28 protein-coding genes are annotated in these 25362 nt (G+C 74.0%); 18 read left to right on the top strand and 10 right to left on the bottom strand.

Annotated elements, in window-relative coordinates:
• Positions 1-24: 24 nt before the first annotated feature.
• The 3 genes from VGI02_RS05260 to VGI02_RS05250 all read right to left on the bottom strand — a co-directional run bounded on the left by VGI02_RS05260 (position 25) and on the right by VGI02_RS05250 (position 3270).
• Entirely contained in the window at positions 25-1143 is a 1119-nt protein-coding gene (locus VGI02_RS05260) for a DUF6542 domain-containing protein (RefSeq protein WP_331626219.1), read from the bottom strand.
• Positions 1144-1245: 102 nt separating this feature from the next.
• On the bottom strand, positions 1246-2670 hold the full coding sequence (locus tag VGI02_RS05255) for a DNA recombination protein RmuC (protein WP_331626218.1): 1425 nt from the start codon (positions 2668-2670) through the stop codon (positions 1246-1248).
• A 39-nt stretch (positions 2671-2709) separates the two neighbouring features.
• Entirely contained in the window at positions 2710-3270 is a 561-nt protein-coding gene (locus VGI02_RS05250; protein WP_331626217.1) for a methylated-DNA--[protein]-cysteine S-methyltransferase, read from the bottom strand.
• 114 nt (positions 3271-3384) lie between these two features.
• On the opposite strand from VGI02_RS05250, the gene ychF reads away from it, so the two are divergent.
• The 4 genes from ychF to VGI02_RS05230 all read left to right on the top strand — a co-directional run bounded on the left by ychF (position 3385) and on the right by VGI02_RS05230 (position 6157).
• Positions 3385-4458 carry a redox-regulated ATPase YchF gene (gene ychF, locus VGI02_RS05245; protein ID WP_331626216.1) on the top strand — a complete coding sequence of 358 codons (1074 nt, stop codon included), beginning with the start codon at positions 3385-3387 and terminating at the stop codon, positions 4456-4458.
• 52 nt (positions 4459-4510) lie between these two features.
• Entirely contained in the window at positions 4511-5467 is a 957-nt protein-coding gene (locus VGI02_RS05240; RefSeq protein ID WP_331626215.1) for a cyclase family protein, read from the top strand.
• A 30-nt stretch (positions 5468-5497) separates the two neighbouring features.
• Positions 5498-5764, top strand: a complete 267-nt coding sequence (locus tag VGI02_RS05235; RefSeq protein ID WP_331626214.1) for a hypothetical protein — start codon at positions 5498-5500, stop codon at positions 5762-5764.
• A 78-nt stretch (positions 5765-5842) separates the two neighbouring features.
• The gene (locus VGI02_RS05230; RefSeq protein ID WP_331626213.1) at positions 5843-6157 is read left to right on the top strand and encodes a muconolactone Delta-isomerase; all 315 of its coding nucleotides are present in this window, start codon (positions 5843-5845) and stop codon (positions 6155-6157) included.
• An 18-nt stretch (positions 6158-6175) separates the two neighbouring features.
• On the opposite strand, the gene VGI02_RS05225 is transcribed toward VGI02_RS05230, so the two are convergent.
• Together VGI02_RS05225 and VGI02_RS05220 are read right to left on the bottom strand one after the other, a co-directional pair.
• Positions 6176-7189 carry an LLM class flavin-dependent oxidoreductase gene (locus VGI02_RS05225; protein WP_331626212.1) on the bottom strand — a complete coding sequence of 338 codons (1014 nt, stop codon included), beginning with the start codon at positions 7187-7189 and terminating at the stop codon, positions 6176-6178.
• A gap of 218 nt (positions 7190-7407) precedes the next feature.
• Positions 7408-7599 carry a hypothetical protein gene (locus VGI02_RS05220; protein WP_331626211.1) on the bottom strand — a complete coding sequence of 64 codons (192 nt, stop codon included), beginning with the start codon at positions 7597-7599 and terminating at the stop codon, positions 7408-7410.
• A 220-nt stretch (positions 7600-7819) separates the two neighbouring features.
• Here VGI02_RS05220 and VGI02_RS05215 point away from each other — a divergent pair, with 220 nt between their 5' ends.
• Together VGI02_RS05215 and VGI02_RS05210 are read left to right on the top strand one after the other, a co-directional pair.
• Positions 7820-8455, top strand: a complete 636-nt coding sequence (locus tag VGI02_RS05215; protein WP_331626210.1) for a maleylpyruvate isomerase family mycothiol-dependent enzyme — start codon at positions 7820-7822, stop codon at positions 8453-8455.
• A 95-nt stretch (positions 8456-8550) separates the two neighbouring features.
• Positions 8551-8913 carry a VOC family protein gene (locus VGI02_RS05210; protein ID WP_331626209.1) on the top strand — a complete coding sequence of 121 codons (363 nt, stop codon included), beginning with the start codon at positions 8551-8553 and terminating at the stop codon, positions 8911-8913.
• Positions 8914-9192: 279 nt separating this feature from the next.
• Here the strand turns inward: VGI02_RS05210 and VGI02_RS05205 are convergent, their stop codons facing one another.
• Positions 9193-9966 (bottom strand): isocitrate lyase/PEP mutase family protein, encoded by a 774-nt coding sequence (locus VGI02_RS05205; protein ID WP_331626208.1) that lies wholly within the window; start codon positions 9964-9966, stop codon positions 9193-9195.
• 196 nt (positions 9967-10162) lie between these two features.
• On the opposite strand from VGI02_RS05205, the gene VGI02_RS05200 reads away from it, so the two are divergent.
• Both VGI02_RS05200 and VGI02_RS05195 read left to right on the top strand, forming a co-directional pair.
• Positions 10163-10870: a GPP34 family phosphoprotein gene (locus tag VGI02_RS05200; RefSeq protein WP_331626207.1), complete on the top strand. Its 708-nt coding sequence runs from the start codon at positions 10163-10165 to the stop codon at positions 10868-10870.
• Between the two features lie 103 nt (positions 10871-10973).
• On the top strand, positions 10974-11603 hold the full coding sequence (locus tag VGI02_RS05195; protein ID WP_331626206.1) for a hypothetical protein: 630 nt from the start codon (positions 10974-10976) through the stop codon (positions 11601-11603).
• A gap of 35 nt (positions 11604-11638) precedes the next feature.
• Here the strand turns inward: VGI02_RS05195 and VGI02_RS05190 are convergent, their stop codons facing one another.
• From VGI02_RS05190 to VGI02_RS05180, 3 genes are read right to left on the bottom strand one after another with little or no spacing between them, the layout of a single operon-like run.
• Positions 11639-12229 (bottom strand): hypothetical protein, encoded by a 591-nt coding sequence (locus tag VGI02_RS05190; RefSeq protein WP_331626205.1) that lies wholly within the window; start codon positions 12227-12229, stop codon positions 11639-11641.
• 46 nt (positions 12230-12275) lie between these two features.
• Positions 12276-13448: an MFS transporter gene (locus tag VGI02_RS05185; RefSeq protein ID WP_331626204.1), complete on the bottom strand. Its 1173-nt coding sequence runs from the start codon at positions 13446-13448 to the stop codon at positions 12276-12278.
• A gap of 5 nt (positions 13449-13453) precedes the next feature.
• Positions 13454-13747: a 4a-hydroxytetrahydrobiopterin dehydratase gene (locus VGI02_RS05180; protein WP_331626203.1), complete on the bottom strand. Its 294-nt coding sequence runs from the start codon at positions 13745-13747 to the stop codon at positions 13454-13456.
• A gap of 68 nt (positions 13748-13815) precedes the next feature.
• Here VGI02_RS05180 and VGI02_RS05175 point away from each other — a divergent pair, with 68 nt between their 5' ends.
• Positions 13816-14238 (top strand): (deoxy)nucleoside triphosphate pyrophosphohydrolase, encoded by a 423-nt coding sequence (locus tag VGI02_RS05175; protein WP_331626202.1) that lies wholly within the window; start codon positions 13816-13818, stop codon positions 14236-14238.
• Between the two features lie 7 nt (positions 14239-14245).
• On the opposite strand, the gene VGI02_RS05170 is transcribed toward VGI02_RS05175, so the two are convergent.
• On the bottom strand, positions 14246-14593 hold the full coding sequence (locus VGI02_RS05170) for a hypothetical protein (RefSeq protein WP_331626201.1): 348 nt from the start codon (positions 14591-14593) through the stop codon (positions 14246-14248).
• Positions 14594-14825: 232 nt separating this feature from the next.
• Here VGI02_RS05170 and VGI02_RS05165 point away from each other — a divergent pair, with 232 nt between their 5' ends.
• The 9 genes from VGI02_RS05165 (at position 14826) to VGI02_RS05125 (ending at position 25184) form a co-directional block, all read left to right on the top strand.
• Positions 14826-16961 carry an ABC transporter substrate-binding protein gene (locus VGI02_RS05165; RefSeq protein WP_331626200.1) on the top strand — a complete coding sequence of 712 codons (2136 nt, stop codon included), beginning with the start codon at positions 14826-14828 and terminating at the stop codon, positions 16959-16961.
• 175 nt (positions 16962-17136) lie between these two features.
• The gene (locus VGI02_RS05160) at positions 17137-18753 is read left to right on the top strand and encodes a peptide ABC transporter substrate-binding protein (protein WP_331626199.1); all 1617 of its coding nucleotides are present in this window, start codon (positions 17137-17139) and stop codon (positions 18751-18753) included.
• Between the two features lie 99 nt (positions 18754-18852).
• On the top strand, positions 18853-19779 hold the full coding sequence (locus tag VGI02_RS05155) for an ABC transporter permease (RefSeq protein WP_331626198.1): 927 nt from the start codon (positions 18853-18855) through the stop codon (positions 19777-19779).
• A gap of 4 nt (positions 19780-19783) precedes the next feature.
• Positions 19784-20710, top strand: coding sequence for an ABC transporter permease (locus VGI02_RS05150; protein WP_414638197.1), 927 nt, complete (start codon positions 19784-19786; stop codon positions 20708-20710).
• A gap of 7 nt (positions 20711-20717) precedes the next feature.
• Entirely contained in the window at positions 20718-21767 is a 1050-nt protein-coding gene (locus VGI02_RS05145; RefSeq protein ID WP_331626196.1) for an ABC transporter ATP-binding protein, read from the top strand.
• Positions 21764-22780 carry an ABC transporter ATP-binding protein gene (locus VGI02_RS05140; protein ID WP_331626195.1) on the top strand — a complete coding sequence of 339 codons (1017 nt, stop codon included), beginning with the start codon at positions 21764-21766 and terminating at the stop codon, positions 22778-22780. Before VGI02_RS05145 ends, VGI02_RS05140 begins: the two co-directional genes overlap by 4 nt.
• 43 nt (positions 22781-22823) lie before the next feature.
• Positions 22824-23693, top strand: a complete 870-nt coding sequence (gene mshB / locus VGI02_RS05135) for an N-acetyl-1-D-myo-inositol-2-amino-2-deoxy-alpha-D-glucopyranoside deacetylase (protein ID WP_331626194.1) — start codon at positions 22824-22826, stop codon at positions 23691-23693.
• Between the two features lie 23 nt (positions 23694-23716).
• A complete protein-coding gene (locus tag VGI02_RS05130; RefSeq protein ID WP_331626193.1) occupies positions 23717-24079 on the top strand; it encodes a hypothetical protein in 363 nt (120 codons plus the stop codon).
• Between the two features lie 268 nt (positions 24080-24347).
• Positions 24348-25184, top strand: coding sequence for a hypothetical protein (locus tag VGI02_RS05125; protein ID WP_331626192.1), 837 nt, complete (start codon positions 24348-24350; stop codon positions 25182-25184).
• The last annotated feature ends 178 nt before the right edge of the window (positions 25185-25362 follow it).

Here is a 25362-nt window from a genome sequence, read left to right as displayed (position 1 = left end):
GCGGCCGGTCGTCGGTTCGGGTGGTCAGCGCGGCCGGTCGTCCGGCCGGCGCTCGCGCACCGGGTGCACTCCCGGCGGCGGCTGACCCGGTCCGCGTCGTTCCTGTTCCTCGCGCAGCCGCTCCTCCCGCATCCGGTCCTCGCGGGTGCGGGGCTCCTTCGGCCCCGGCCCGCCGCCCCGACCAGGGGCGGGGGCCGGCGCGGGGGCGGGGGCCGGCGCGGGAGCGGGTGCCGGCGCGGGATCGGGCGCCGGCGCGGGGGCCGGTCGTTCGGACTTCGGGATGGCGCGGCCGGGGCTGCGCTGGGCCGCCGGACGCGGTTCGTCGCGCTCCGGCTTGGCCGGAGGCGGAGAGCTGCGCTGGGCCGCGGGGCGGCGCTCCGCACCGTCGCCCCGCGCGGGTTCGCGGCGCGGGCGGTCCCGCTCGGCGAGCTCCCGTTCCCGGCGTTCCCGCTCGGCGCGCTCCCGCTCGGTCTTCTCCCGGTCCCGCTCGGACCGGGCGCGCTCCTGGGCCCGGCGGCGGTCGCGCTCGTCCTGCTCGCGCTCGGTCTCCCGCCGCTTCCGGTCGTCCCGGTCCTCCCGGGCCGACGGTGCGCGGTCCCGCGACGGCGAACCGCCGGACTTCTTGCGCTCACGGGCGACCGCTTCCGGCGGGCCGGGGCGCACCGCGTCACGGCGGGCCTCGTCGCCGGGCCGGCGCCAGCGCTGCACGCGCATCCGGATCAGACCGATGACGACGCACACCACGGTGGTGATGGCCATCGCCGGGAAGCCGTTGATCAGCGGGGCGCCGATGGCCAGTGCGCTGGAGACCAGGCCGCCGGAGGCGGGCAGCGAGCCGGTCGCCGCGACGGCGACCGGCACCGAGACGGCCAGGAGCAGCGGCGGTTGGACCATCGGCACGAAGAGGTCACGCCGCTGGGCGAGGAGGGTGGCGAGCACGCACCCGCCCGGGTACGCGGCGAGGAAGACCATCTCGAGGCTGCCGGAGCGCACCACGTCGATCGCGACCCCGGCCGCGGTGAGGACCAGCGCGAGGAGCAGGACCGCCCACCAGCGCATCCCCTGCACCCCCGGGAACGCGGACGCCTCCCCGACCTCGGGGGAGCTCGACGACGGCGCCGCGTCGTCCCGCGTGGTGGTCACCCGATCAACGGTAGCGGTCCCTCCTCACGGATCCGGGCCCCCTCGTGACGCCACGGCACGCCCGGGTGTCAGATCGTCCCGGTCCGGATCGCGACGTCCGGTTCAGCCGGTCAGTCGGTGCACCCCCGCCCCACCCGACGATCCCTCGTCGGACCCGTCCCCGTCGGTTTCGTCGTCGGGCTGGAGCGGATCTCCCGCGAAAGGCACACCGTCCTCCCCGGTCAGCTCCGGAGCGCCCGGCACCCGGGCCCTCCGGTCGACCTGCTCCACCTCCTCGAGCGTCCCGCGCGTGACCGACAGCTCGGAGAACCGGCGTGCCGTCACCAGGACGCGGGACTCCAGCGAGCCGACCGTGTCGTTGTACGCGCGCACGCCCGCGTCCAGGGACCGGCCGAGCTTGCCGAGGTGCCCGCCGAGGGTCCCCAGCCGGGAGTGCAGCTCGCGTCCGAGCGTGTGGATCTCGGCCGCGTCCCGGGCGAGCGACTCCTGCCGCCAGGCGAAGCCCACGGTGCGCAGGAGCGCGATGAGCGTCGTCGGGGTGGCGACCACCACATCGGCGGCGAACGCGTGCTCCAGCAGTCCCGGGTCGGCCTCGAGCGCCGCGGAGAGGAACACCTCGCCCGGGACGAACATGACGACGAACTCCGGTGTGGGGTCGAACGAGCGCCAGTAGGCCTTCGCCGAGAGGGCGTCGACGTGCGTGCGCAGCTGGCGGGCGTGAGCCAGGGTCCGCTCGCGGCGCCCGCTCTCGTCCGCGGACTCGAGCGACTCCAGGTAGGCCTCGCAGGGCACCTTCGCGTCGACCACCACCTGCTTGCCGCCCGCGAGGTGCACGACGAGGTCCGGCCGCTGGCCCGCGCCCTCCGCCCCGGCCGTGGACTGCTTGGTGAAGTCGCAGTGCTCGATCATCCCGGCGAGGTGCACGACCCGCTCGAGCTGCATCTCGCCCCACCGCCCCCGCACGTGCGGCGTGCGCAGCGCCGTGGTGAGCGCCCGGGTCTCGCCGGCCACCCCGCGTGCCGACTCCGCCACCGCCCCGACCTGCTCGCGCAGCCCCGCGAAGGCCGCCTCGCGCGCCGACTCGGCGGTCCGCATCTGCCCCTCGAGACGCTGCAGGGTGGAGGCCACCGGATCGAGCAGCGAGGACATCGCCCGCTCCCGCGCGCCGGCGTCGGCGGCCGACGACGAGGCCAGGGCCCCCGTCACCTCCCGCATCCGCGACTCCGCGAGCCGCGCGAAGCTCTCGGAGTTCGCCGCCAGGGCCTCGCCGGACAGCGACGCGAACGCCTCCCGGACAGCGGCGTCACGACGCTGCTCGGTGGCCTCCCGCTCCGCGGCGGACCGGCGCTCGGCGTCCAGCTCCGCCCGGGCGGCGGACGCGGCGGCCCCGGAGCGGCGCACCGCCTCGGCGACCGCCGCCTCCTGCCGGGCCGCGGCGAACCGGCTCGCGACGACGGCGCCGCCCAGGGCGCCCAGCAGCGCCCCGAGCAGCAGGCCGAGCAGCACGCCCTCCCCGGTGATCGTCATGGCGAGGACGCTGCCAGAGGGGTCCGACAGCGCCGGCCCTCACGCCTCGGTCGCGGTCCGCGCGGCCACGTGGGCCGCCTCGGCCGCCAGCAGTTCCTCCTTGCGCGAGAGACCCCAGCGGAACCCGCCGAGCGAGCCGTCGCCGCGGCGCACCCGGTGGCACGGCACGAACAGCCCGATGGCGTTGTGGGCGCACGCCTGGGCGGCGCCGCGCGGGGCGAGCGGACGTCCGGCCCGGGCGGCCAGCTCGGTGTAGGAGAGCGAGGTGCCCGCGGGGATCTCCCGCATCCGCGCCCACACCTCCTGCAGGAACGGCCCGCCGTACTGGCGCACGGGCAGCGTCGCGGCCGGTCCGGGGTCGCCGTCGTGGAACGCCAGGACGGCGTCCGTCACCGCACCGAGTTCGGAGCGGTCGACGATCTTGGCCGGGCGCAGCGTCGGGTGCACCAGCGGCAGCAGCTCGTCGTCGGGAACGGTGGTCCACCCGGCCGCGAGGACGACGCCGTCGGCGTCGGCGTCGGCGACCACGGTGAACGGGCCGAAGGGGGTGTCGAGGGTGGCGCGGGCGCCGGGGCGGTCGTCAGGGTGGTCGTCGGACATCGGGGCCTCCGAGAGGATCGGGAGTGGTTCTCGGGGGCTTGGACGCGGCCGGAGCCCGTTCGGCTCCCTCCGGTTTCCGGGGACCGTCGGACCCGGTCTCTAGACTGGGCGACCGTGAGCCTGACCCTCGGCATCGTCGGGCTGCCCAATGTGGGCAAGTCGACGATGTTCAACGCCCTGACCCGCAACGACGTCCTCGCGGCGAACTATCCGTTCGCCACGATCGAGCCGAACGTCGGTGTGGTGCCGCTGCGCGACCCGCGGCTCGACCGGCTCGCCGAGATGCACTCGTCGGAGAAGATCGTCCCGGCGACCGTCTCGTTCGTGGACATCGCGGGGATCGTCGCCGGCGCGAGCGAGGGCGCGGGCCTGGGCAACAAGTTCCTCGCGAACATCCGCGAGGCGGACGCGATCTGCCAGGTGGTGCGCGTCTTCGACGACGACGACGTCGTCCACGTGGACGGCCGGGTCGACCCGGGCGCGGACATCGAGACCATCGCGACCGAGCTCGTCCTCGCGGACCTCCAGACCGTCGAGAAGGCGGTGCCGCGCCTCGAGAAGGAGTCGCGGATGCAGAAGGACCGCCGCGCGGTCCTCGAAGAGGTCCAGCAGGCGGCGACGGTCCTGAACGAGGGCCGCACCCTGTTCTCGGCCGGGATGAACTCGCCCGCGCTGCGTGAGCTGAACCTGCTCACCGTGAAGCCGTTCCTCTACGTCTTCAACGCCGACGAGGGCGTGCTCACCGACGACGCGCGGCGCAAGGAGCTCGGCGAACTGGTCGCGCCCGCCGAGGCGGTCTTCCTCGACGCGAAGGTCGAGCAGGAGCTGCTCGAGATCGACGACGAGTCGGCGGCCGAACTGCTGGAGTCGATCGGCCAGCCCGAGCCCGGGCTGGACGCGCTCGCCCGCGCCGGGTTCCGCACGCTGGGCCTGCAGACCTACCTGACGGCGGGCCCCAAGGAGTCGCGGGCCTGGACGATCCCGATCGGCGCGACCGCGCCCGAGGCGGCCGGGGTCATCCACACCGACTTCCAGAAGGGCTTCATCAAGGCCGAGATCGTCTCCTACGACGACCTCGTCGCCGCCGGATCGATGAACGCCGCGAAGAACGCGGGCAAGGTCCGCATGGAGGGCAAGGACTACGCCATGCACGACGGCGACGTGGTCGAGTTCCGCTTCAACGTTTAGGCGGGCACTCGTCGCCACTCCGAACCGCCCGACCGGAGGAGACGATGCCGGGATGACGGGGGAGCGGCCGATGCCCGGCCGGGACGACGTGCTGGGGTATTTCGACACGCTGTCGAACTGGGGCCGGTGGGGCGAGGACGACGAGCGCGGCACGTTGAACCACATCACCGACGACGTCCGGCTGGCGGCGGCGCAGGCCGTGCGCCACGGCCGGAGCGTGTCGTGCGCGTGGGAGGTGGCCGCGCCGGAGGAGATGGAGCGGTCGACGACGGCGTGTCCGTGCGCCGCGGACATGCCGGGTGCCGAGGACATGCCGGTTGCCGGGTTCCGTGATGACCGTCGGTGGGGGTTCTCCACCGAGCGGCTCGGCTTCACGTTCCACGGAAACACGGTCACCCATGTCGACTCGCCGTGCCACATCTTCTGGGACGGGACGACGTACAACGGGCGGTCGCACTCGCTGGTCGACGCCGCGACGGGATCGGGGTGGGCGGCCGTCACGGCGGCGGCGGACGGGATCGTCACGCGCGGTGTCCTGCTGGACGTCGCGAGGGCCCGCGACGTGCCGTGGCTGGATCCGGGGCAGGGTGTCTTCCCCGACGATCTCGAGGAGGCCGAGCGTCGACAGGGTGTGCGGGTCCGACCCGGCGATGCCGTGCTCCTGCGGACCGGCCGCGGCCGTGTCCGGCACGAGGCCGGTGCGGATGCGGGCGTGATCCAGGCCGGTTGGCACGCGTCCTGCCTGCCGTGGCTGCACGAGCGGGCCGTCGCGCTGATCGGCGCCGACACCCCCCAGGACGTGCAGCCGTCGGGGTACGAGGGCGTGCTGATGCCGGTACACGCCGTGGGTCTCGTCGCGATGGGTCTGTGGTTGCTCGACAACTGCGACCTGGAGGCGTGCGCGACGACGGCCGCCGAGCTCGGTACCTGGGACTTCCAGCTCGCCGTCGCGCCGGTCCGCTTCGCCGGGACGTCCGGCAGCCCGGTCAACCCGATCGCCACGTTCTGACCGGCTGACCCCGTCCGGGACACTCGTCACATGACGGAGTACCGCGTGCACCTCATGACCGACCTGCGGAGCCTCGACGACGACGGGCTCGACGACATCCTCGAGCGCCTCGTCGAGGTCGGCGGGGTCCCCGCGGTGCCGTACGGCGTCCTCGAGATCACCGGCAGCACCGACGCCGCGGACGCGCGGGTAGCGGTCGACAAGGTCTGCGGCGTCCTGGAGCGCGCCCTGCAGGCGATCAACCGGCCGGCCCGCGTGATCGGGGTGCAGGCCGGCGCGGTCGGTCCGCACGACTGATCAGGAACCTGCGTGTGGCCGTCGGGCGTCCGGCGGTATGGTCAAGATCACCTGACCCCCGCGTTCGGAGGACCGACGATGCTCTTCCACCTGGACTTCCACGTGGAGTACGGCGCCACGATGAGCCAGCAGGATCTGTTCAGCACCTGGACCCGGGAGGCGGAGGCCGCCCTCGGAGCCAAGAAGGCGGGCGTCGTCGTCGACCTCTGGAAGTGCGCGGGCGAGCGGCGGGTGATCGCCATCCTCGACGTCGACAGCCACGACACCCTCGACGAGATCGCCTTCACCCTCCCGATCATGATCGAGATGGGTCAGTTCGTCGACATCAAGGTCACGGCGCTCCGTCGCTACGAGGACTTCGCCGCGACCGTCACCAAGCTCCGCGAGAGCTGAGCCGGCCCGGCCGTCGGGTCACCGCCAGCCGAGCTCCGGGGCGAGGTGGGTGAGCACGCTCTCGATCACGTGCGCGTTGTAGTCCACCCCGAGCTGGTTGGGCACCGTGAGCAGCAGCGTGTCCGCGGCGGCGATGGCCTCGTCCTCGGCGAGCTCGTCGACCAGCTTGTCGGGCTCGCCGGCGTAGGTCTTCCCGAAGCGGGCGTCGCCGCCGTCGAGGTGGCCGACCTGGTCGGTGCTGTGGCGCTCCCGCCAGAACAGCTGTCGGTCGAGGTCGCTGACGATCGGGAAGATGCTCCGGCTGACGGAGACGCGCGGCTCGTGGTCGTGCCCGGCCGCGGTCCAGGCGTCCCGGAAGCGCTGGATCTGCTCGGCCTGCAACTGGTGGAAGGGCACGCCGGTGTCCTCGGTGAGCAGCGTCGAGCTCATGAGGTTCATCCCCTGCTCGGCGGTCCACTCCGCGGTGGCGCGGCTGCCGGCGCCCCACCAGATCCGGTCCCGCAGCCCCGGGGCGTGGGGCTCGATGCGCAGCAGGCCGGGCGGGTTCGCGAACATCGGGCGGGGGTTGGGCCGGGCGAAGCCCTCACCGCCGAGCACGTCGAGGAAGCGCGACGTGTGCTCCCGGGCCAGGTCGGCGTCCGTCGTCCCCGGCTCGTAGCCGAAGTAGCGGTACCCATCGACCACCTGCTCGGGGGAGCCCCGGCTGATGCCCAGCTGCAGGCGGCCGCCGGAGATGAGGTCCGCGGCGCCCGCGTCCTCGGCCATGTAGAGCGGGTTCTCGTAGCGCATGTCGATCACGCCGGTGCCCAGCTCGATCCGGCTGGTCCGCGCAGCGGCGGCAGCCAGCAGCGGGAACGGGGAGGCGAGCTGTTGGGCGAAGTGGTGCACCCGGAAGTACGCGCCGTCCGCGCCCACTTCCTCGGCGGCGACGGCGAGCTCGATCGACTGCAGGAGGGAGTCCCCGGCCGAGCGCACCATCGAGTGCGAGGACGGCGACCAGTGCCCGAAGGACAGGAACCCAATCTTCTTCACGGTTCAACTAACCTCCGTCCGGCGGAACGCATTCCTGCCCGGCCCCGGACCTCCTTGCCGGGGAGGTCGGGCACCCGCAGCGCGTCGGCGAGGAGCTCGCGAGCGGACGTCTGGGCCGCCCGGACGTCGGGCGTCGCGCTGATCGACGTGCAGGCGCCCCGCGTCGGCGGCCCTCGACGACCGGCTCTTCGGTCCGTGACCGCCGTCCGCCCGCGAGCTCAGTCGTCCCGGGCCTCGGCCTCGCGGGCGCGGCGCTCGGCCTCGGGAAGGGAGGGGGACCCGGAGTGCTTGCCCCCGTCGGCCTCGGCCTCCTCCTCGCGCGTGCGGTGTTCGGTCTCGGGCAGCGAGGGAGTGCGCCCGTCGGAATCGTCGGAGCCGTCGGAGTTGCGACGGTGCTCGGCAGCCATCATGGGTGCTTCCTCTCGCGACCGGAGGACTCACCGTGGTTCGGGCGGGGGCCCGGGTCAGGGACCCGGGGTCGGTCATGACCTGACGGGACCAATCCGCAGCTCCGACCGGTCACATGCGCTGGGCCACGAAGGTGCACCCGGGCGATCGCGACTCGCGCGATGATTTCCGTCCGGTCGATCGGTCCCAGTTCGTGAGGAACGGGATCGGGAGGAGCCGGACATGGGTGCACAGGTGGGAATGCTCGACGACGTGGCCGCGGAACGGCTCCGGCTCGCCGACGACCTGGAGTCGCTGACGCCGGGGGAGTGGGCGACCCCGTCGCTGTGCGCGGGGTGGACGGTGCACGACGTCGTCGCGCACCTGACGCTCTCGACGCGCCAGTCGGTGCCCTGGACGGCGTGGCGCACGCTGCGCGCCCGGGGGAACCTCGAGCGGGCGTTCGCCGAGATGGCACGCGAGCGCGCACGGGAGTACCCGCCCGCGGACCTGATCGTGCAGCTCCGGGAGATGGCGCACGTGGACCGGCGCCTGGCGCTGGCCGGGGAGCTCGACCCGCTCAACGATCTACTCGTGCACTCCCAGGACCTGGCGATCCCGCTCGGGCGGGCGCGGGATCTCCCGGTCGAGCGCGCGCTGCCGTGCCTGCGCCACACCTGGGCGGCGCCTTTCGTCGGGTCGGCGAAGCGCTTCGCCGGGCTGCGCCTGACCGCGACCGACGCCGAGTGGACCGAGGGCGACGGCCCGGAGGTCCGCGGTCCGGTCGGTGCCCTGCTGCTGGCCGCGAACGGCCGGGCGGCAGGGCTCGACGGACTCGACGGCGAGGGTCTGGTGGAGGCGCGGCGCCGGTTCGCCTGAGACCGGCGAGGATGCGGAGCTGCTGACGTCCAGCGTCAGCGACGCCGAATCGCTGACGTGAGGAATGCCGCCCCGCCGGCGGGAGAATGGGCCGCGTGCTGAGCCGACTGCACCACGTCCAGCTCGCCATGCCCGCCGGCCGCGAGGACGACGCCCGCGCGTTCTTCGTCGGCGTGCTCGGCATGACCGAGATCGACAAGCCGCCCGTGCTGGCTGCCCGGGGCGGGGCGTGGTTCCGCGACGGCGGGTTCGAGATCCACCTCGGGGTCGAGGCCGAGTTCGCCCCCGCCCGGAAGGCCCACCCCGGCCTCGTCGTCGACGACCTCGACGAGGCGGCCCGCCGGGTGGCGACGACGGGTCAGGACGTCACGTGGGACACCGAGTTCCCGGGGTTCCGGCGCTTCTACGCCCACGACCCGTTCGGCAACCGCCTGGAGTTCCTCCAGCCGGCCGGCTGACGACGCCGCCCCGCCGAGAATGATCACGAACTCGGGTGCGACACGCGCAAGATTCGGTGCGACTCGCGACCGAAGTCCGGATCTACGACCGTTTCGGCCTCACACGGCATGCCGCCGGGACCGCGGATCGGCGGTGGGCGACGACGACCACCGGCCGACGGTCGGGCGCCGCGACCAGTCCGAGGTCGAGATCGGGCTGTCCGCGGTCGTCCCACCGACACGGTCCGCTCGAGGCCGCCGCTCAGTTGACCTCGCGCACGTCGGCGGCGAGCCGTCCGGTCAGTTGAGCTTGCGCGTGTCGGCCGGCAGCCCGCCGCCCGCGTAGACGTCCTCGGCGAGCTTCGCCAGGGCGGTCAGCGCGGCGTTCTGGCTCCACGGCCCGTAGGAGACCCGGGCGAGCCCGACCCGGCGTGCGCCCTCGAGGGAGATCGATCCCGGGATGCCGATGATGTTGACCTTGCGCTCGCCGAGCTCGGACACGATGCGGGTCAGCTGCGTCTCGTCGAGGCGGCCGGGCACGAAGAAGCTGGTGGCCCCGGCCTCGAGGTAGGCCCTCCCGCGCGCGACGGCGTCGGCGAGGACCTCCTCGGGGTCCCGGTCGCCCGCCTTGAGGAACACGTCGGTGCGGGCGTTGAGCGCGAAGGGGATGCCGGCCCGCTCGGCGGCCTCGACCGCGGCCTCGACCGCGCGCACCGAGGCGTCGAGCGGCTTGGCCTGGTCCTCGAGGTTGGCGCCGACGATGCCGACGTCGATCGCGCGGGCCACCGTGCCGCCCGGGTCGCCGTAGCCGCCCTCGAGGTCGGCGCTCACGGGCAGCTCCGTCTGGCGGGCGATGAGGCCGACCTCGGCGATCATCTCGTCGCGCGGAATCACCTCGCCGTCGGGGTACCCGCGGGCGGCGGCGATGCCGTGGCTCGCCGTGGCGAGCGCCGTCGTGCCGGGGACGTCGGCGACGGTGCGGGCGGTGATCGCGTCCCACACGTTCACCACGAGGAGCAGCTCCGGGGCGGCGTGCAGCCGTCGGAGCTCCTGGGCCTTGTCGAGGGTGCTCATACCGGAAGCAACTTAGATCGTGCACAACCAATTCCCCGCGGACCGGAATCCGGACCGGCCCGGCCCAGACGGGTGGTCCGTCCGGACTCGTCGCCCCGCCGCCCGTCGTGTGGTGGACGCCGCGTGGCGAATCGTCTCGATCCGAGGCCCCTGACCGGGTGAGGCGTCACGGGTTCGTGTGCCTAGGCTGTCTCTCGTGCGCTCCGAACGGTGGTCGACCCCGACCCGGGATCTGACCCTTCCCGAGCGCGTCGCCTGGGTGCTGGGCAACGAGGACGGGCGCCCGGTCTCGAGCCTCACCGAGCCCGCGGGCCTGCTCGTCGCCGCCGCCCTCGTGGAACTGCTGCTCGACGCCTCCCTCCTCGACGCCGGGTCGACCTTCCGTCAAGGGCCCGTCGACCCCACCGACCCGCTGCTCGGCTGGGTCGCCGAGGGCCTGATGCGCGGCGGCGGCCGGAAGGCCGACCTCGGGCACGCCGTCACCGGGCCCCGGGGCGCGCAGATGATCCGCCACACCATGGACCGGCTCGTGGACCGCGGGCTCGCCCACCGCGAGCCCCGCCGCGTGTTCGGCTACCTCGCCATGCCGGTGTTCGGCTCCGCGCTGCGGGTCCACGAGACCGCTGCGCTGCACCACGACCGCGCCGTCGTGCGGGCCGTCCTCGACGGGGCGGACCCGGACGAGGACACCGCGATGATCACCGTGCTGCTCCACCACGGACGCCGGGTCCGGGCGTTGCATCCGCTGGACGTGCACGCCGCCGCCGCGCGGGCCCGGGGGGTCGCGAACGGGCGGTTCGTCCCGCCCGGGATCGACCAGGACATCATCCGGCTCGTGAGCCCGACGGTGCAGGCAGTTCTCGCCGCGCTGACCGCGACCGAGGTGCTCAGCTCCGGCCGTTGACCCCGGACGACGGATCCCCGGGCGCCGACGGGTCCCGATCGGGCGCTGAGCGGTCTAGGCTCGGAGCGTTCCGCGAGCAGCGCCCGGACCGAGGGGGCACGCCATGCCGATCAGCCAACCGTCGTCGCCGTTCGTCCAACCCACCGCGCCCGACGGGCTACCCGTGCTCGAGGCGGGTGCCCACCGCGACGCGCGCTCGGGCAGCTGCGTCATGGAGTACGTGTCGGTCCTGGCGGGCGAACGCTTCACCGACCGCCCGACCTGCACCCATCCTGCCGTCGCCGCCCTGGCGTGGCAGGTGAACGACGCGGTGTCCCACGAGGCGCGCCAGCAGCTGGGGATGCGCGCGGTCGACCTGGTGGGCGCCGGGCGGGACGTCGACGGGCCGGTGCGCCCGGTCGTGCTCGCCGCCGTCGCCCGGGCGGGTCTGCGCCTCGACCCGGACAACCGCTTCTTCACCCGTCTCGAGCGGCGCGTCGAGGAGGCCCGGGCCAAGGCCGAGCGGCGCCGGGCGGACGGTCACGACGCCGGGGACGGCTCGGGCGGGCGGATCGCGACGCTGCTGCACGTGGGCCCGGTCAACCACGCCTGCGCCCACCTGCTCGTCGCGGCCCGGGCGGCCGGGCTGGACGTGACGGCCCGGGACGCGGTGCTCGTCGACCTGCTCGACGACTGCCTCGCGACGGCGCGCGACGAGCGGACGCCGGTCACGGACGCGGTGCCCGCCGGCTGACCCCCGCCGGCTGGCCCTGGTGGTGCGGGGGGCGCTCAGCCGAGCTGGACGCAGATCCCGGCGACCACCTTCAGGCACACGCGCGCTGCCGGGGCCCGCGTGGCACCACCCGAGCTCCCCGCCGACGAGCCCGACGAGGCCCGGTCGGCGGAAGCGTCGGACGCGGAACCCGACGCGGTAGCCGGGGCCGCCGCCTTCGCCCCGGCCCCGGACGGCGCCGATCCCGACCCCGCCCCGGACGGCGTCCGGCCTCCCGCTCGGGGGGCGTCCGCCGTCGCGCGCTCCGGCGTGGCGGGGCTCGTGCGCCGGGGCGCGACCTGGGACGGCGGTGCCGAGGACGGGGCGGGCAGCCCCGTGACGACGGCGGCGACGGCAGGCGCGGGTACCGGGGTGCCCGGGGCCGGTCCGCCGGGCGGGGGACCCTGCGCGACGGCGGCGGGTGGCCCGGTGAGCTCCCAGGGCTCCGGGAGGCCGATCGGCGCGAGCGTCAGCACCGTCGCGACCCTGGCGAGCACCATCATCCCCAGGGCGCCCATCGCGACGGCGAGCAACATCCGGCGCACGACGCCCCCGTGGATCCCCGGCTCCGCAGCGGCCGGCGTCCCCGTGATCGTGCGACGACGCACGAACGTCAGCGTCCCCCGGAACGGCCACCCGGACGCCGGGTCGCCGTCACCCGGGTGTCCCAGTCCGGTCCGGGCGCAACCACGGAGCGCTGCCGAGGGCGAGCACGCAGGCCAGCGCCGCGACCACGAACGACCAGGGCGCGCCTGCCGCGCCGAGCACGGCGGAGAGCGTGGTCGCGCCCAGCCCGGTGCCAGCGTCATAGGCGGTGTTCCACACGCTGCTGGCGGGCCCGGAGCGTCCTGGACCGGCCCGGGCGAACAGGGTGACGAGGGTGTCGTTCTGCACCGCGCCGAACCCGAGGCCCACCAGGCCCGCCCCCGCGAGCACGGCCGCCGTCCCCACCCCGCTCAGGCCCCAGGCGACCATCCCCGCCCCGAGCGCCGCGACACCGAGCGCGGGCGCGGTGACCCGCCCGCCGAGCCCGAGCCGGTCCCCGAGCTCGCCGGAGATGCTGCGACCCACGAGCTGGGCGGCGGTCAGCGCGAACAGCGCGCCCGCGGCCGGGCCCGCAGGCTGGGCGAGCGGCAGCACCGTGATGACCCCGCCCGCGCTCGCGGCGCACACCAGCATCACCAGCCACGGCGCGACGGCCGCGCGGAGGAGATGCGGGCGCCCGGCGTCGGGAACGGTGTCCTCGGACGGCGTCGCGGGGGCCACCCGGCGGGGGAGCAGGCCCATGGCCGGCAGCGCGAGCAGCGGCAGCAGCGCCCCGGCGAGGAGCACCGACGTGGGCCCGAGCCGCGCCCACGCCCACACCCCGCCGGTGAGCAGGACGAGCTGCGGCACCCCGAGGGCGAGGCCGTAGATGCCGGTGGCGCGGCCGCGGACCCGGGCGGGGACGAGGTCGGACACGAGTGCCGCCCCGGTCACCGTCAGGACCCCGAAGCCCGCGCCGCGGACGACGGACACCGGCATCGCCAGCCACGGGGAGGGGGTGAGGACCAGGAGCGCCGTGGGTGCTCCGAGGGCCACCGCCGCCAGGACCAGCGCCGTACGGTGGCCGACCGCGCGCAGCAGCGCGGGCACCCCGAGCTGGGTGATCACCGTCGCGGCCATGAACACGCCGGTGACGGACCCGGCCAGCGCCGGCCCCGCGCCGCCGGAGGCCACCCACAGCGGCAGGACGGGCAGCAGCAGCGAGTAGCCCCCGAAGGTCGCCAGGGTGGCGGCGAGGACGGCGAGGAACGGCCGGGCGAGCAGGGGCGATCCGCCCGCCACGGGGGTCAGGAGTGCGCGTCGACCGCCGCGGAGATCTTCCCGGCGAGGTCGGGGTCCTTCGCGGTGAGCCCGCCCTCGGAGTGCGTGGAGAGCCGGAAGGTCAGCGTGTTGTACCGGATGTCGATGTCCGGGTGGTGCTGCGCCTTCTCGGCGGCGTCGGCCACGTCGTCGACGGTGGCGATCGCGGCGGGGAACGTCGGCAGCTTCACGGTGCGCACGATGGAGTCGCCGTCACGCTCCCACCCGGGCAGCCCGGACAGGGCGTCGGCGACGGCGTCGTCGGAGAGCAGGTCGGCCATGGCGCCATCGTGTCATGCCCCGACCCGCCCGGGCAGCGCGCCGGAGCCGGGCGGGCGACGATGACGCCGTGCAGGTCGTGGTGGGGGCGGCGGTCATCGCCGACGGGAGGCTGCTCGCGGCGCAGCGCGCCGAACCGCCGGACATGCGGGGGCGCTGGGAGCTGCCGGGCGGGTCGGTGGAGCCGGGCGAGAGCGAGCCCGGAGCTCTGGCCCGGGAGCTGCGCGAGGAACTGGCGCTACCCGTGGCGGTCGGGGAGCGGATCGGTCCGGATCTGCCGGTGCTGGGGCGCCGGGGCGCGGAGCTGGTGCTGCGCTTCTACCGCTGCGTCCCGGTGGACGGCGCGGAGCCGCACGTGCTCGAGCACCTCGCCGTGCGCTGGGTGGGCCCCGAGGAGCTCGAGGATCTCGACTGGCTGCCCTCCGACCGGGCCCTGCTCCCCGCGCTGCGTGCGGCCCTGCTCGAGTCCGAGCCCGCAGGCGAACCGGGGTGAGCCGGGCCTAGGCGGCGCGGGCGCGCTTGACGGCCTTCGCGAGGTCCTTGCCGGTCAGGCCGGACTCGGCGGCGCGGGCGGCGCGCATGAGCACGACCGGGCACCCCTTGCAGCGGGGAGTGGAGCGGCAGCACTTCTTCTTGACGCGCTTCGCCCCGGTGATCGCGCAGGCCTGCTCGGCGCCGAGACGGCGCCCAGGCGCGGCCGGGACGTCGCCGGGGGTGGGTACCGCCGCGATGCGGGGGGCAGGCGCGGCGGCGACGGGCCGCTTCCGGGACGAGGCCTTGCCCCCGTCCCGCGGGCGCAGGCGGGCGAGGGCGTCCACCCAGCTCGTCGTCGTTGCCGCGGTGCGCATGAGGTGAGGCTAACCTGATCTCAGGGCGCCACGGAAGGGCCCGGCGATGCTCCGAACGGGGCCGCGTGTCACGATGACGACCCCGCACTCCAGCAGGCCGCGGGCCCGATGGCAATGGCCGTCGGGCGGCGGCGGAGAGGTTCCTCCCCACCCCGACATGGCCCCGACACCCCGAGCAGCCCGCCGTGTCGCGGGGTGGCGTCGTCGCGGTGGTCGGCTGCGGATCGTCGCGGTGGGTGTGCTCGCGGCCCTCGCGCTCCTGGCGGGATGCAGCACGTCGCCGCCGCCGCTGGTCGGGCAGGCCCCGACCCCGGCGCCAGCCCCGCAGCTGGAGCCGGACCCCACGCAGCTGCGGATCGGGGTCGACGACCTCGGGGTCGGGTTCAACGTCCACCGCATCGCCGACCTCACCCCGAGCAGCCTCACCGCCGCCGCCCTGGTCCTGCCCTCGGTCTTCCGTGTCGGGGCGGACGGTGCGCGGCGGCTGGACACCTCGGTGGTGACGTCGGCGAAGGTGACCTCGACCGACCCCTACACCGTGTCCTACGAGATCGCCCCGGCCGCGGCGTGGTCGGACAACGCCCCGATCGCCGCCGAGGACTTCGTCTACCTGTGGCAGCAGATGCGCTCGCAGCCCGGCGTCGCGGACGCGGCCGGCTACCGGGCGATCTCGGACGTGCGCTCCCGTGCGGGGGGCAAGGCCGTCGACGTCGTCTTCGACCGGCCCTACCCGGCGTGGCCGACCCTGTTCGACAACCTGCTGCCCGGCCACCTGCTCAAGGACGCGCCCGGCTCGTGGGGCGGCGCGCTGCAGGACAGCATCCCGGTGTCGGGCGGGCCGTACGCGGTGCGGCTCGTGGACCGGATCCGTGGTCAGGTCACCCTGGCCCGCAACAGCGTCTACTGGGGGACTCCTCCGGTCCCGGACCAGATCGTGCTGCAGGCGGCCGACCACTCCTCGCTGATCGACCGGGTGCGCACCGGGGACGTCCAGGCCACCCAGTTCCGGGCGGACGCGTCGGACCTCGCCGCGCTCACCGCCCTCGGTGCCGCGCCGCCGGGTCCCGCCGGCCCGCTGGCCGTGCGCACCGTCCCGGAGGCGAGCGAGGTGCAACTGGCGCTGCGCAGCGACGACGGCCCGCTCGCGGACCCCCGGGTGCGCCGTGCCGTCGTCACGCTGCTCGACCGCGACGCCCTCGTCGCCGCGGGCACCGGTGGCGGACCGGCTGCGGGGCTGCGCGCCGACGCGTTCGCGACGGCCCCGTCGGAGCCGGGCTACCGGCCGACCCTGACCCCCGACTCACCCGCCCGCGCGCCCGACCCGGCCGAGGCGGGCCGGCTGCTCGCCGCCGCCGGGTACCTCCGCGGCGCGGACGGCCGCTGGACCATCGACGGGCGCGGCCTGCGGCTGCGGCTCTCCGCGCCCGCGCAGGCCTCGCCCTACGGCCGGCTCCTCGACACCGTCGCCCAGGAGCTCAACGCGGCGGGGATCGGGACGACGATCGTGGCCGACACCGGGGCCAACCCCTTCCCGCCGGGGCGGGGCCCGATCCCGTCGAGCACCGCCGTCGCGCCCGCCACCCCGTCGACGCCGGGTCCCCTCACCTCCTCGGCGCTGCCGGGCACCACCACGACCTCGCCCGCCCCGCCGTCCTCGACCCCGACCACGACGACCACGTCGGCGGGGACCACGACCTCGGTACCCGGCACGCCGAAGTCGGCGTCGGACATGGCGGTCGCCGACATCACGGTGCTCGCCCTGCCCGTGGGCGGTGACGCCATCGCCGACCTCGACTCGGTCGTCGGGTGCCCCGGCCGCCAGGCCCCGACGACGTCGGGCACCTCGCCTGCCGTGCCCCGGACGACGACGGCGTCCCCCGCGACGACCTCGGCCGTCGCGCCCACCGCTCCCGCGCCGCCGACGACCACCGCCGCGCCCACCAGCACCAGCCCTCCCGTGACGACCTCGGGCGCGCCCGTCGCGACCACGCCGCCCGGGGCGACGACGGCGTCGGGGACGACGACGTCGTCGGGAGCGGGCACCACGACGCCGCTGGACACGGTCGGCACCCCGGAGACCTCCGAGGCGCTCTCGGTGACCGGCTTCTGCGACCCGGCGCTGCAGTCGGTGCTCGACGGCGCCTCGTCCGGGGCGATCGGCGAGGACACCGCGCTCGCCCTGGCGGAGCCGCTGCTCTGGCGCGCGACGCCGGTGGTGCCGCTCTTCCAGGCGGCCTCGACCCTCGTGAGCCCGGCGGGCCGCACCGACGTCGTGGTGCCCCCGCTCGGCGCCAGCCCCTTCGCCTCGGCCGGCCGGTGGACGCCCCCCGCCCGGCAGGCCCAGGCCAACGGCGACGCCAACAACTGACCCGGACGGGCGAACGGAGCGACGGCGGCCGTCCTCCGAACGGGGCACAGATCCGAACACGCGGCGACCAAGTCGTGACACTGCGGAAACACCCCGGGGTAGCGCGACAGGTCTGGACCACTTAGGTTGCCCGCGGCGGCGGCGTTCCCGCCGCGCAAACTCCCCTGGAGGTGTGGTGATCAGGTTCACCGGGCGCGGTAGGTCGCGCTGGATCGTGCTCGGAGCGGTGGCGGCCGCTGCTGCGCTGGTGCTCTCCGGGTGCGGTGGTGGCAGCAGCGGCAACGACGCCCAGACGGTGTCGGTCGAGTGGGGGGAGCCGGAGAATCCGCTCATCCCCGGGTCGACCAACGAGGAGAACGGCGGCGACGCCGTCGACGCGCTGTTCGCCGGGCTCGTGAAGTACGACCCCAAGACCGGCCAGCCGTCCAACGAGCAGGCACAGTCGATCGCGACGACCGACAACCGGACCTTCACCATCACGATCAAGCCCGGGTGGACGTTCCACGACGGCACCCCCGTGACGGCGCAGAGCTACGTCGACGCCTGGAACTGGACGGCGTTCGGGCCCAACGGCGCCCAGGACCAGACGTTCATGGAGAAGATCGAGGGCTACGACCAGGTCAGTCCCTCGAACGCCACCGTGAAGACGATGTCGGGGCTGAAGGTCGTCAACCCGACCACCTTCACCGTGACGCTGACGAAGCCGTTCACGATCTTTCCGGTCACTCTGGGCTACACCGCCTACGACCCGATGCCGCAGAAGTTCTTCACCGACCGCGCCGGGTACGAAGCGGCGCCGGTCGGCGACGGGGCGTTCAAGTTCGACTCGCGCACGCCCAACCAGGAGCTCGACCTGGTCCGCTACGACCAGTACCAGGGCGACGACAAGCCCCAGGTCCAGCGGTTGCAGTTCAAGGTCTACTCGGACCTCAACACGGCCTACCAGGACGTGGTGTCGGGCAACCTCGACCACGTCCGCCAGATTCCGTCCTCGGCGTTGGCGGGCGGGCGCTACAAGCAGGATCTCGGTGCCGGTGCAGGCACGGTCCCCGGTCTGGTGACGACCGACCTCGCCTTCCCCCTCTACGACCCACGCTTCCAGAACCCGCTGCTGCGCAAGGCGTTCTCGATGGCGATCGACCGCAAGGCGATCATCGACCAGCTGTTCAACGGGCTCTACACACCGGCCGACGGCTACACCACGCCATCGGTGCAGGGCTACGTCCCGAACCAGTGCGGCGAGGCGTGCACGTTCAACCCGACCGCGGCCAAGGCGCTGCTCGCCCAGGCCGGGGGCATCCAGGGTCCGGTGACCCTCGTGGCGAACTCCGACGGCGGCAACGACGAGTGGATGCAGGCGATCACCAACCAGCTGCGCCAGAACCTGGGGATCGACGTGCGCTACGCGCCGGTGCCGACCTTCCAGGAGGCGCGCAAGCTGGCCAACGCCCAGCAGTACGCCGGGCCGTTCCGCGCGGCGTGGCAGGGCGACTACCCGAACATCGAGACGTTCCTGACCCAGCTCTATCGGACCGGGGCGTCATCGAACGACTCGAAGTACTCGAATCCGGCCTTCGACGCGGCGATGGACGCCGCGGACGGCGCCCCGACCGTCGAGGCTGCCGACCAGGCCTACGCCCAGGCCGAGAAGATCGCCCTCAATGACATGCCGAGCATCCCGCTGTGGAGCCGGCCGGTCATCTGGGGCAATGGAGCGCGCCTGAGCGACGGGGTCCAGAATCCCCTGAACCGTCTGGTCACCTCGAGCTTCCAGCTCAAGCCGCAGGGCTGATCCGGGCGACGGAGAAGACCGTCCACCACCGGTCACGGCCGGCTCCCCGACGCCGGGGAGCCGGCCGCGTCCGGGTCGCGTCCCGCCCGAGGAGGACCGATGGGCCGCTATACCCTGCGGCGCCTGCTGCAGGCGATCCCCGTGTTCCTGGGGACCACGCTGATCATCTACTACCTGGTCTGGGGCCTGTCGAACGATCCGTTCGCCGGCAAGTGCGGGCAGCGCGCCTGCCCGCAGTCCTACGTCGACCTCATGACCGCCCGGCTCAACCTGGACGACCCCGTGATCGTCCAGTGGCTGAAGTACCTCGGCGGGCTCCTCACCGGCGACTTCGGCCGGACCTTCAGTGGCAACGAGGTCTCGGACCTGATCGCCAACGCCGCCCCGATCTCGTTCCGGCTCGCGGCCGTCGCGGTGGTCTTCGAGGCCGTCATCGGCATCCTCGCCGGCGTCGTCTCCGGGCTGCGCGGCCGCGGTTTCGTCGACTCGCTGATCCTGGTCTCGACGCTGTTCCTGATCTCGCTGCCGGTGTTCGTCACCGGCCTGGTGGTCAAGCAGGTCTTCGGCGTCGAGCTGGACGTCATCCGTACCTCGGTGCCGACGGACCCGACGGCCATCGACCTGCTCGTGCCCGGTCTCGTGCTGGGCAGCCTGTCGATGGCGTTCGTGGCCCGCCTGACACGCACCAGCATGATGGAGAACGCCCGCGCGGACTTCGTGCGGACCGCCGTCGCCAAGGGCCTGTCACGACGCCGGGTCGTGGTCGCGCACATCCTGCGCAACTCGCTGCTCCCCGTGGTGACGTTCATCGGGGTCGACCTGGGTGCGCTCATGGGTGGGGCGGTGGTCACCGAGGGCGTGTTCAACATCCGCGGGCTCGGGGGGCTCATCTTCACCGGGATCCAGCGCCAGGAGGAGACCCAGGTCGTCGGGGTCGTCGTCCTGCTCGTGATCATCTATCTCGTCGTCAACCTGGTCGTGGACCTGCTCTACGCGGTCCTCGACCCGAGGATCCGTTATGACTGACACGATCACCGACCCGGAGGCGGAGGCGGAGATCGGCTGGACCGCCGATCCGGTCCACGGGGACGAGGGCGGCCTCTGGTCCGATGCCTGGAAGCAGCTGCGTCGGCGGCCGCTGTTCATCATCTCCGGGTTGGTCGTGCTCCTGGTCCTCGTGATGGCATTGTTCCCGTCGCTGTTCACCTCGATCGACCCGAAGTTCGCCGACATCGACACATCGGGCGCGAAGCCCTCGGCGGATGCCTGGTTCGGGCGCGACCTGCAGGGCCGCGACGTCTACGCCCGCGCGGTCTACGGGGCGGGGCCGTCGCTCGCGGTGGGGCTGCTCGCGACGCTCGGGACCGTCGTCGTCGGCTCGCTCGCCGGCCTGGCCATGGGCTACTACCGGGGGCTGACCGACACGCTCCTCTCCCGGGTCGCGGAGATCTTTGCCGGGCTGCCGTTCGTCCTCGGTGGCATCGTCATCCTCACGGCCTTCAACCCGCCCGGCGAGATCGTGCCGCCGAGCCGGCTCATCGTGCAGGTGGTCCTGACGATCGTGCTGCTCAGCTGGCCGCTGGCCATGCGCATCATGCGGGCGGCGGCGCTGTCCGCGGCCCAGCAGGACTACGTCCGCGCCGCCCGGGCGCTGGGGGCCGGGCCACTGCGGATCATGTTCCGGCACATGCTGCCGAACTGTCTCGCGCCCGTGCTCGTGTACGGGACCATCCAGCTCGGCGTGAACATCGGGGCCGAGGCGACGCTGTCCTACCTGGGGATCGGCCTGAAGGACCCCGTCGTCTCCTGGGGCGTCATGATCTCCGAGGTGCAGTCGCGCATCATCCAGATGCCACACGCGCTGTTCTTCCCGGCGGCCTTCCTGGTGATCACCGTGCTGGCGTTCGTGATGATGGGCGACGCCCTGCGCGACGCGCTCGATCCGAGAGGACGGTGAGCGGGGCATGACTGATACCACCGCCGCCCCGTTGCTGGAGGTCTCCGACCTCCGTGTGGAGTTCGGCGACCCCCGTCGTGGCGAGGTCGCCGCAGTCCTCAACGGCGTGGGCTACTCCGTGAGGGCCGGGGAGACCCTCGCCGTGCTCGGCGAGTCCGGCTCCGGCAAGAGCGTCACCGCGCAGACGGTGATGGGCATCCTCGACACCCCGCCCGGACGGATCACCGGAGGCTCGGTCCGGTTCCGCGGCGAGGAACTGCTCGGTGCCGACCCGGAGCGACGTCGCCTCCTGCGCGGCGAGTCGATGGCGATGATCTTCCAGGACGCGCTGTCGGCACTGAACCCCGTCTACACGGTGGGCGCCCAGATCGCGGAGCAGTTCCGGTTCCGCCGCGGGATGTCCAAGAAGGACGCCATGGCCCGGGCGACGGAACTGCTCGATCTGGTGAGGATCCCGAACGCGGCGCAGCGCGTGAAGGAGTACCCGCACCAGTTCTCCGGCGGCATGCGCCAGCGCGCCATGATCGCGATGTCCCTGGCCCTCGACCCCGAGCTCCTCATCGCGGACGAGCCGACCACCGCGCTCGACGTCACCGTCCAGGCCGAGATCATGGAGCTGCTCGACGAGCTGTGCCGTGAACGCACCATGGGGATGATCCTGATCACCCACGATCTCGGGGTCGTCGCGGAGGTCGCCGACCGGATCGCGGTGATGTACGCGGGCCGGATCGTCGAGGAGACCGACGCGGCCACGCTGTACGCGCACCCTGCCCACCCCTACACCCGCGGGCTCATGGCCTCGGTGCCGCGACTCGATGGAGGCGGAGGCCAGCTCGACCCCATTCCGGGTCTGCCGCCCTCGCTGTCCGCGATCCCTCCGGGCTGCCCGTTCCACCCACGATGCGCTCACGCCGAGGACCGCTGCCGCACCGAGGTGCCCGCGCTGCGGGCCCTCGTCGACCCCGCCTCCGCCGAGGGTGGCCACCGCGCCGCCTGCCATTTCGCCGAGCGGTTCCTCCCCGCCGACGCAGCGCCCGAGGAGGTGCTCAGCCGATGAGCTCCGATCCCATCCTGTCCGTGCGCGACCTGGTGAAGTACTTCCCGATCACCCAGGGGGTGCTGTTCCGCAAGACCGTGGGCCAGGTGCACGCCGTCGACGGTGTGTCGTTCGACCTGCACCCCGGCGAGACCCTCGGCGTCGTCGGGGAGTCCGGGTGCGGCAAGTCGACGCTGGCGCAGGTCCTCATGCGCCTCGAGCCCCCGACGTCGGGTTCGGTCACCTTCGACGGCGAGGACCTGTTCGCGAAGACCGGGGCGGCGCTGAAGGCATGGCGCCGGGACATGCAGATCGTCCTGCAGGACCCCTATACGTCGCTCAACCCGCGGAAGACCGTCGGCGACATCGTCGGTGAGCCGTTCGAGATCCATCCCGAGGTGGCGCCGAAGGGCGACCGGCGCCGCAAGGTCCAGGAGCTCCTCGAGGTCGTCGGGCTGAATCCCGAGCACATCCGGCGCTATCCGCACCAGTTCTCCGGCGGGCAGCGCCAGCGCATCGGCATCGCCCGGGCTCTCGCGCTGCGCCCGCGAGTCATCGTCTGCGACGAGCCGGTGTCCGCGCTCGACGTCTCCATCCAGGCGCAGGTCATGAACCTGCTGGGTGAGCTGCAGACCGAGCTCGGGCTCTCCTACATCTTCATCGCCCACGACCTCGGTGTCGTCCGGCACCTCTCCGACCGGGTCGCCGTCATGTACCTCGGCAAGATCGTCGAGACCGGGACCAGCGAGGAGATCTACGCGGGGGCGACCCACCCGTACACCCAGGCCCTGCTGTCCTCGGTGCCGGTACCGGACCCGTCGGTGCGCGGGAAGCGCGAGGTCATCCGGCTGACCGGGGACGTGCCCAGCCCGGCCGACCCGCCCTCGGGATGCCGGTTCCGCACCCGCTGCCCGAAGGCCGCCGACCTCTGCGCCGAGCAGGAGCCGCCCCTGGTCTCGGGCGACGCGAGTGACCACCCCTCGGCCTGCCACTTCGCCGAGGCGCGCCGGTCCCTCCCGGTCGCCTCGGGGTGACGCGCGCGGTGCCCGCCCGGGCGGACGAAATAGGCTGCCCGGCGTGCCCGCCCCCCGGCGAATGGTCCTGGTCCACGCTCACCCGGACGACGAGACGATCACCTGTGGCGGGCTGATGGCGCTGGCCGTCGGGGCCGGGGTCGGGGTCACCCTGGTGACCTGCACCCTCGGCGAGCTCGGTGAGGTGATCCCGGCGTCGATGAAGTCCCTCGAGGGCAGCCCTGGTCTCGCCGCGCAGCGGGCGGGCGAGCTGGACCGGGCCTGCGCGGCACTCGGCGTCACCGACCACCGCCTGCTCGGCGGGCGGGGCCGCTGGCACGACTCCGGCATGGTCGCCACCGGCGACGGCATCCGCGCCGCCGCCCCGGCCGACCTGGGGGAGGGGGCGTTCTCCCGCCGCGCCGACGTCGACCTCCAGGTCGCGCAGCTCGCCGAGATCCTCACCGAGGTCGAGCCCGACGTCGTCGTCAGCTACGACGCCTCGGGCGGGTACGGCCACCCCGACCACGTGCGCGCCCACGAGATCGCGGGCGGCGCGGTGGAACGGCTGGACCCGCTCGGCGAGCGGATCGGGCTGTGGGCGACCGCGGCCGCGCATGACGAGGTCGCGGCCGGGCTGACCGCCCTGACGCGGCGGGCGTGGCTGCCGCTGCCCGTCCCGCCCGCGGCGGATCTCCCGACGGTGCCGGACGCGACGGTCACCGTCCGGGTCGCGCTCGGGCCCGCACGGGTCCGCAAGCTCGCGGCGCTGCGGGCGCACGAGACGCAGATCCAGGTGTTCGACGACGGGCACGAGCCCCCGGCGTTCGCGCTGTCGAACGACCTCGCCCAGCCCGTCCTCGCGGGCGAGCACTTCGTGCTGCTGCGCGGCCCGGCCGGGGCGGTGGCGACGTTGGCGGCGCTGTCCGCGTGAGCGGACAGGTACTCCTGCGAGTCGTGGCCGGCGCGATCCTCCTGCTCGACACGGTGCTGCTCGCACTGAGCGAGGTGGCCTGGCTGTCGGTGCGCATCGGCACGGTGCCGCTGCCGGTCTCGGCGCTCGTCGCGGCCGTGACGACTCCGCTGCTCGTGCGCGCGGCCGACCAGCTCCGGCCCGGGACGCGCACCGCGTTGGTGCCGCTGGTGGTATGGCTGCTCGTCGTGGCCGTGACCGGGCTGTGGAGCCCCGCCGGGCCGGGGATGTTCCCGCCGGACTGGCGCGGGATCCTGCTCGTGGCGGCCGGGCTGCTGCCGGGCACGTGGGTCGCGAGCCGGCCGGTACGACGGGTGCCGCGGCCCGCGACCCAGCCCGCTCCCTAGCGTCTCGGCCCCTCCGGGGCGCCTCGATGACGCGCCCGGCCGGCCATGATCAGGAGCACATCAGGCAGCTGGGCGGGCCTGCGAGGCTGTCTGGTGTGCCTCTCGTCGGGGAGCAGCGCCCGCATGCATTGATCAGGAGCACGTGGGGCAGGCGCCGTGGTCCGCGGGCGTGCGCAGTGTGCTCGTGATCAGCCCTGACGGCCGATCCCGACGCGGGACCGGACGGATCGGGAGGTTCGCCCGGAACCACATCGGGAACGAGGCGGTCATGCCCGCCGTGTCCGACCAGTACATGATCAGCGTGCTGCGCCCGTTCGTGGCCGCGACCGGCCCGGTGCTGTCGGGACTGCGCGACGCCGACCCGTTCCGGCTCGGACGCCTCGCGCACCGACGTGCCCTCGAGCTGGAGGCGGCCCCGGCCGACGCGGCCGCCGAGCCCCGCCCGACGACGAGGCGGGGGCGGGTGGTGAAGGTCGCGCGCACGACGCGCCACCGCGCCCTGGACCGCCTCGCGACCTCACGCCTGCCCGGGACGCCGCGCTGGGCGGTGATGACGCCGGAGGAACGGGATCACTGGTGGGTCGGCCGCGTGGGCCGGTTCACCTCGGCGATCGCGTCGATCCCGGGCATCGGCGGGGCGCTGGCCCGGCGGCTCCCGGTCTCGGACATCCTCGGGCTCGCCGCCCAGGGCCTCGTGGTGTGCGCCATCGCCGGCGAGCACGGGGTGAGGACCCGGGACGAGCAGGTGCGGTTGCTCGGCACCGTCCTCTTCGCGCGCGACCTGCGCCCCGGCGAGCACGGGGACGCGCACGCCGAGTCGGTCGAGCGCGACGCGCGGGAGCTCGCGGGCGACCTCGACACCGGTCAGAGCCACCCCGGCGACGGGAAGCTCAAGGCCCTCGCCCGGGCGGTGTGGCGGATGGGCCGGTCCCTGTTCGCCCTCCAGGAGGAGCTCGACCGCCGGCCTCAGGGCCGGTGGTGGTGGCGCAGCCTCGCGAATCTGCCCCTCGTCGGTGCCGTGGGGGCCTACAAGAGCGAGCGATCGGGATTGAAGCGTGCCGCGCGCCGGGCAGCCGACCTGGTACGACGGGGAGCGGAGCACTGAGAACCGGGCTCCGCCGCAAGCGCGAGGCCTCGAGATCCGGGTGTGGTGTCACCCACGTCAGACAGAAGGCAGCCCACCCGGGCGTGAGGCGCCGCCGAACGGAATACTGCGTGAGGTTTCACCGAAGTCGCGGGAGCCAGCAGGGACGCCCGACCACCACCGGTCCGTCCGAGACCCG

Source organism: Actinomycetospora sp. (assembly GCF_036497245.1).
Lineage (GTDB): Bacteria > Actinomycetota > Actinomycetes > Mycobacteriales > Pseudonocardiaceae > Actinomycetospora.
Note: the sequence above shows the minus strand (reverse complement) of the source record. Positions and strands in the feature narration are given on the sequence as shown.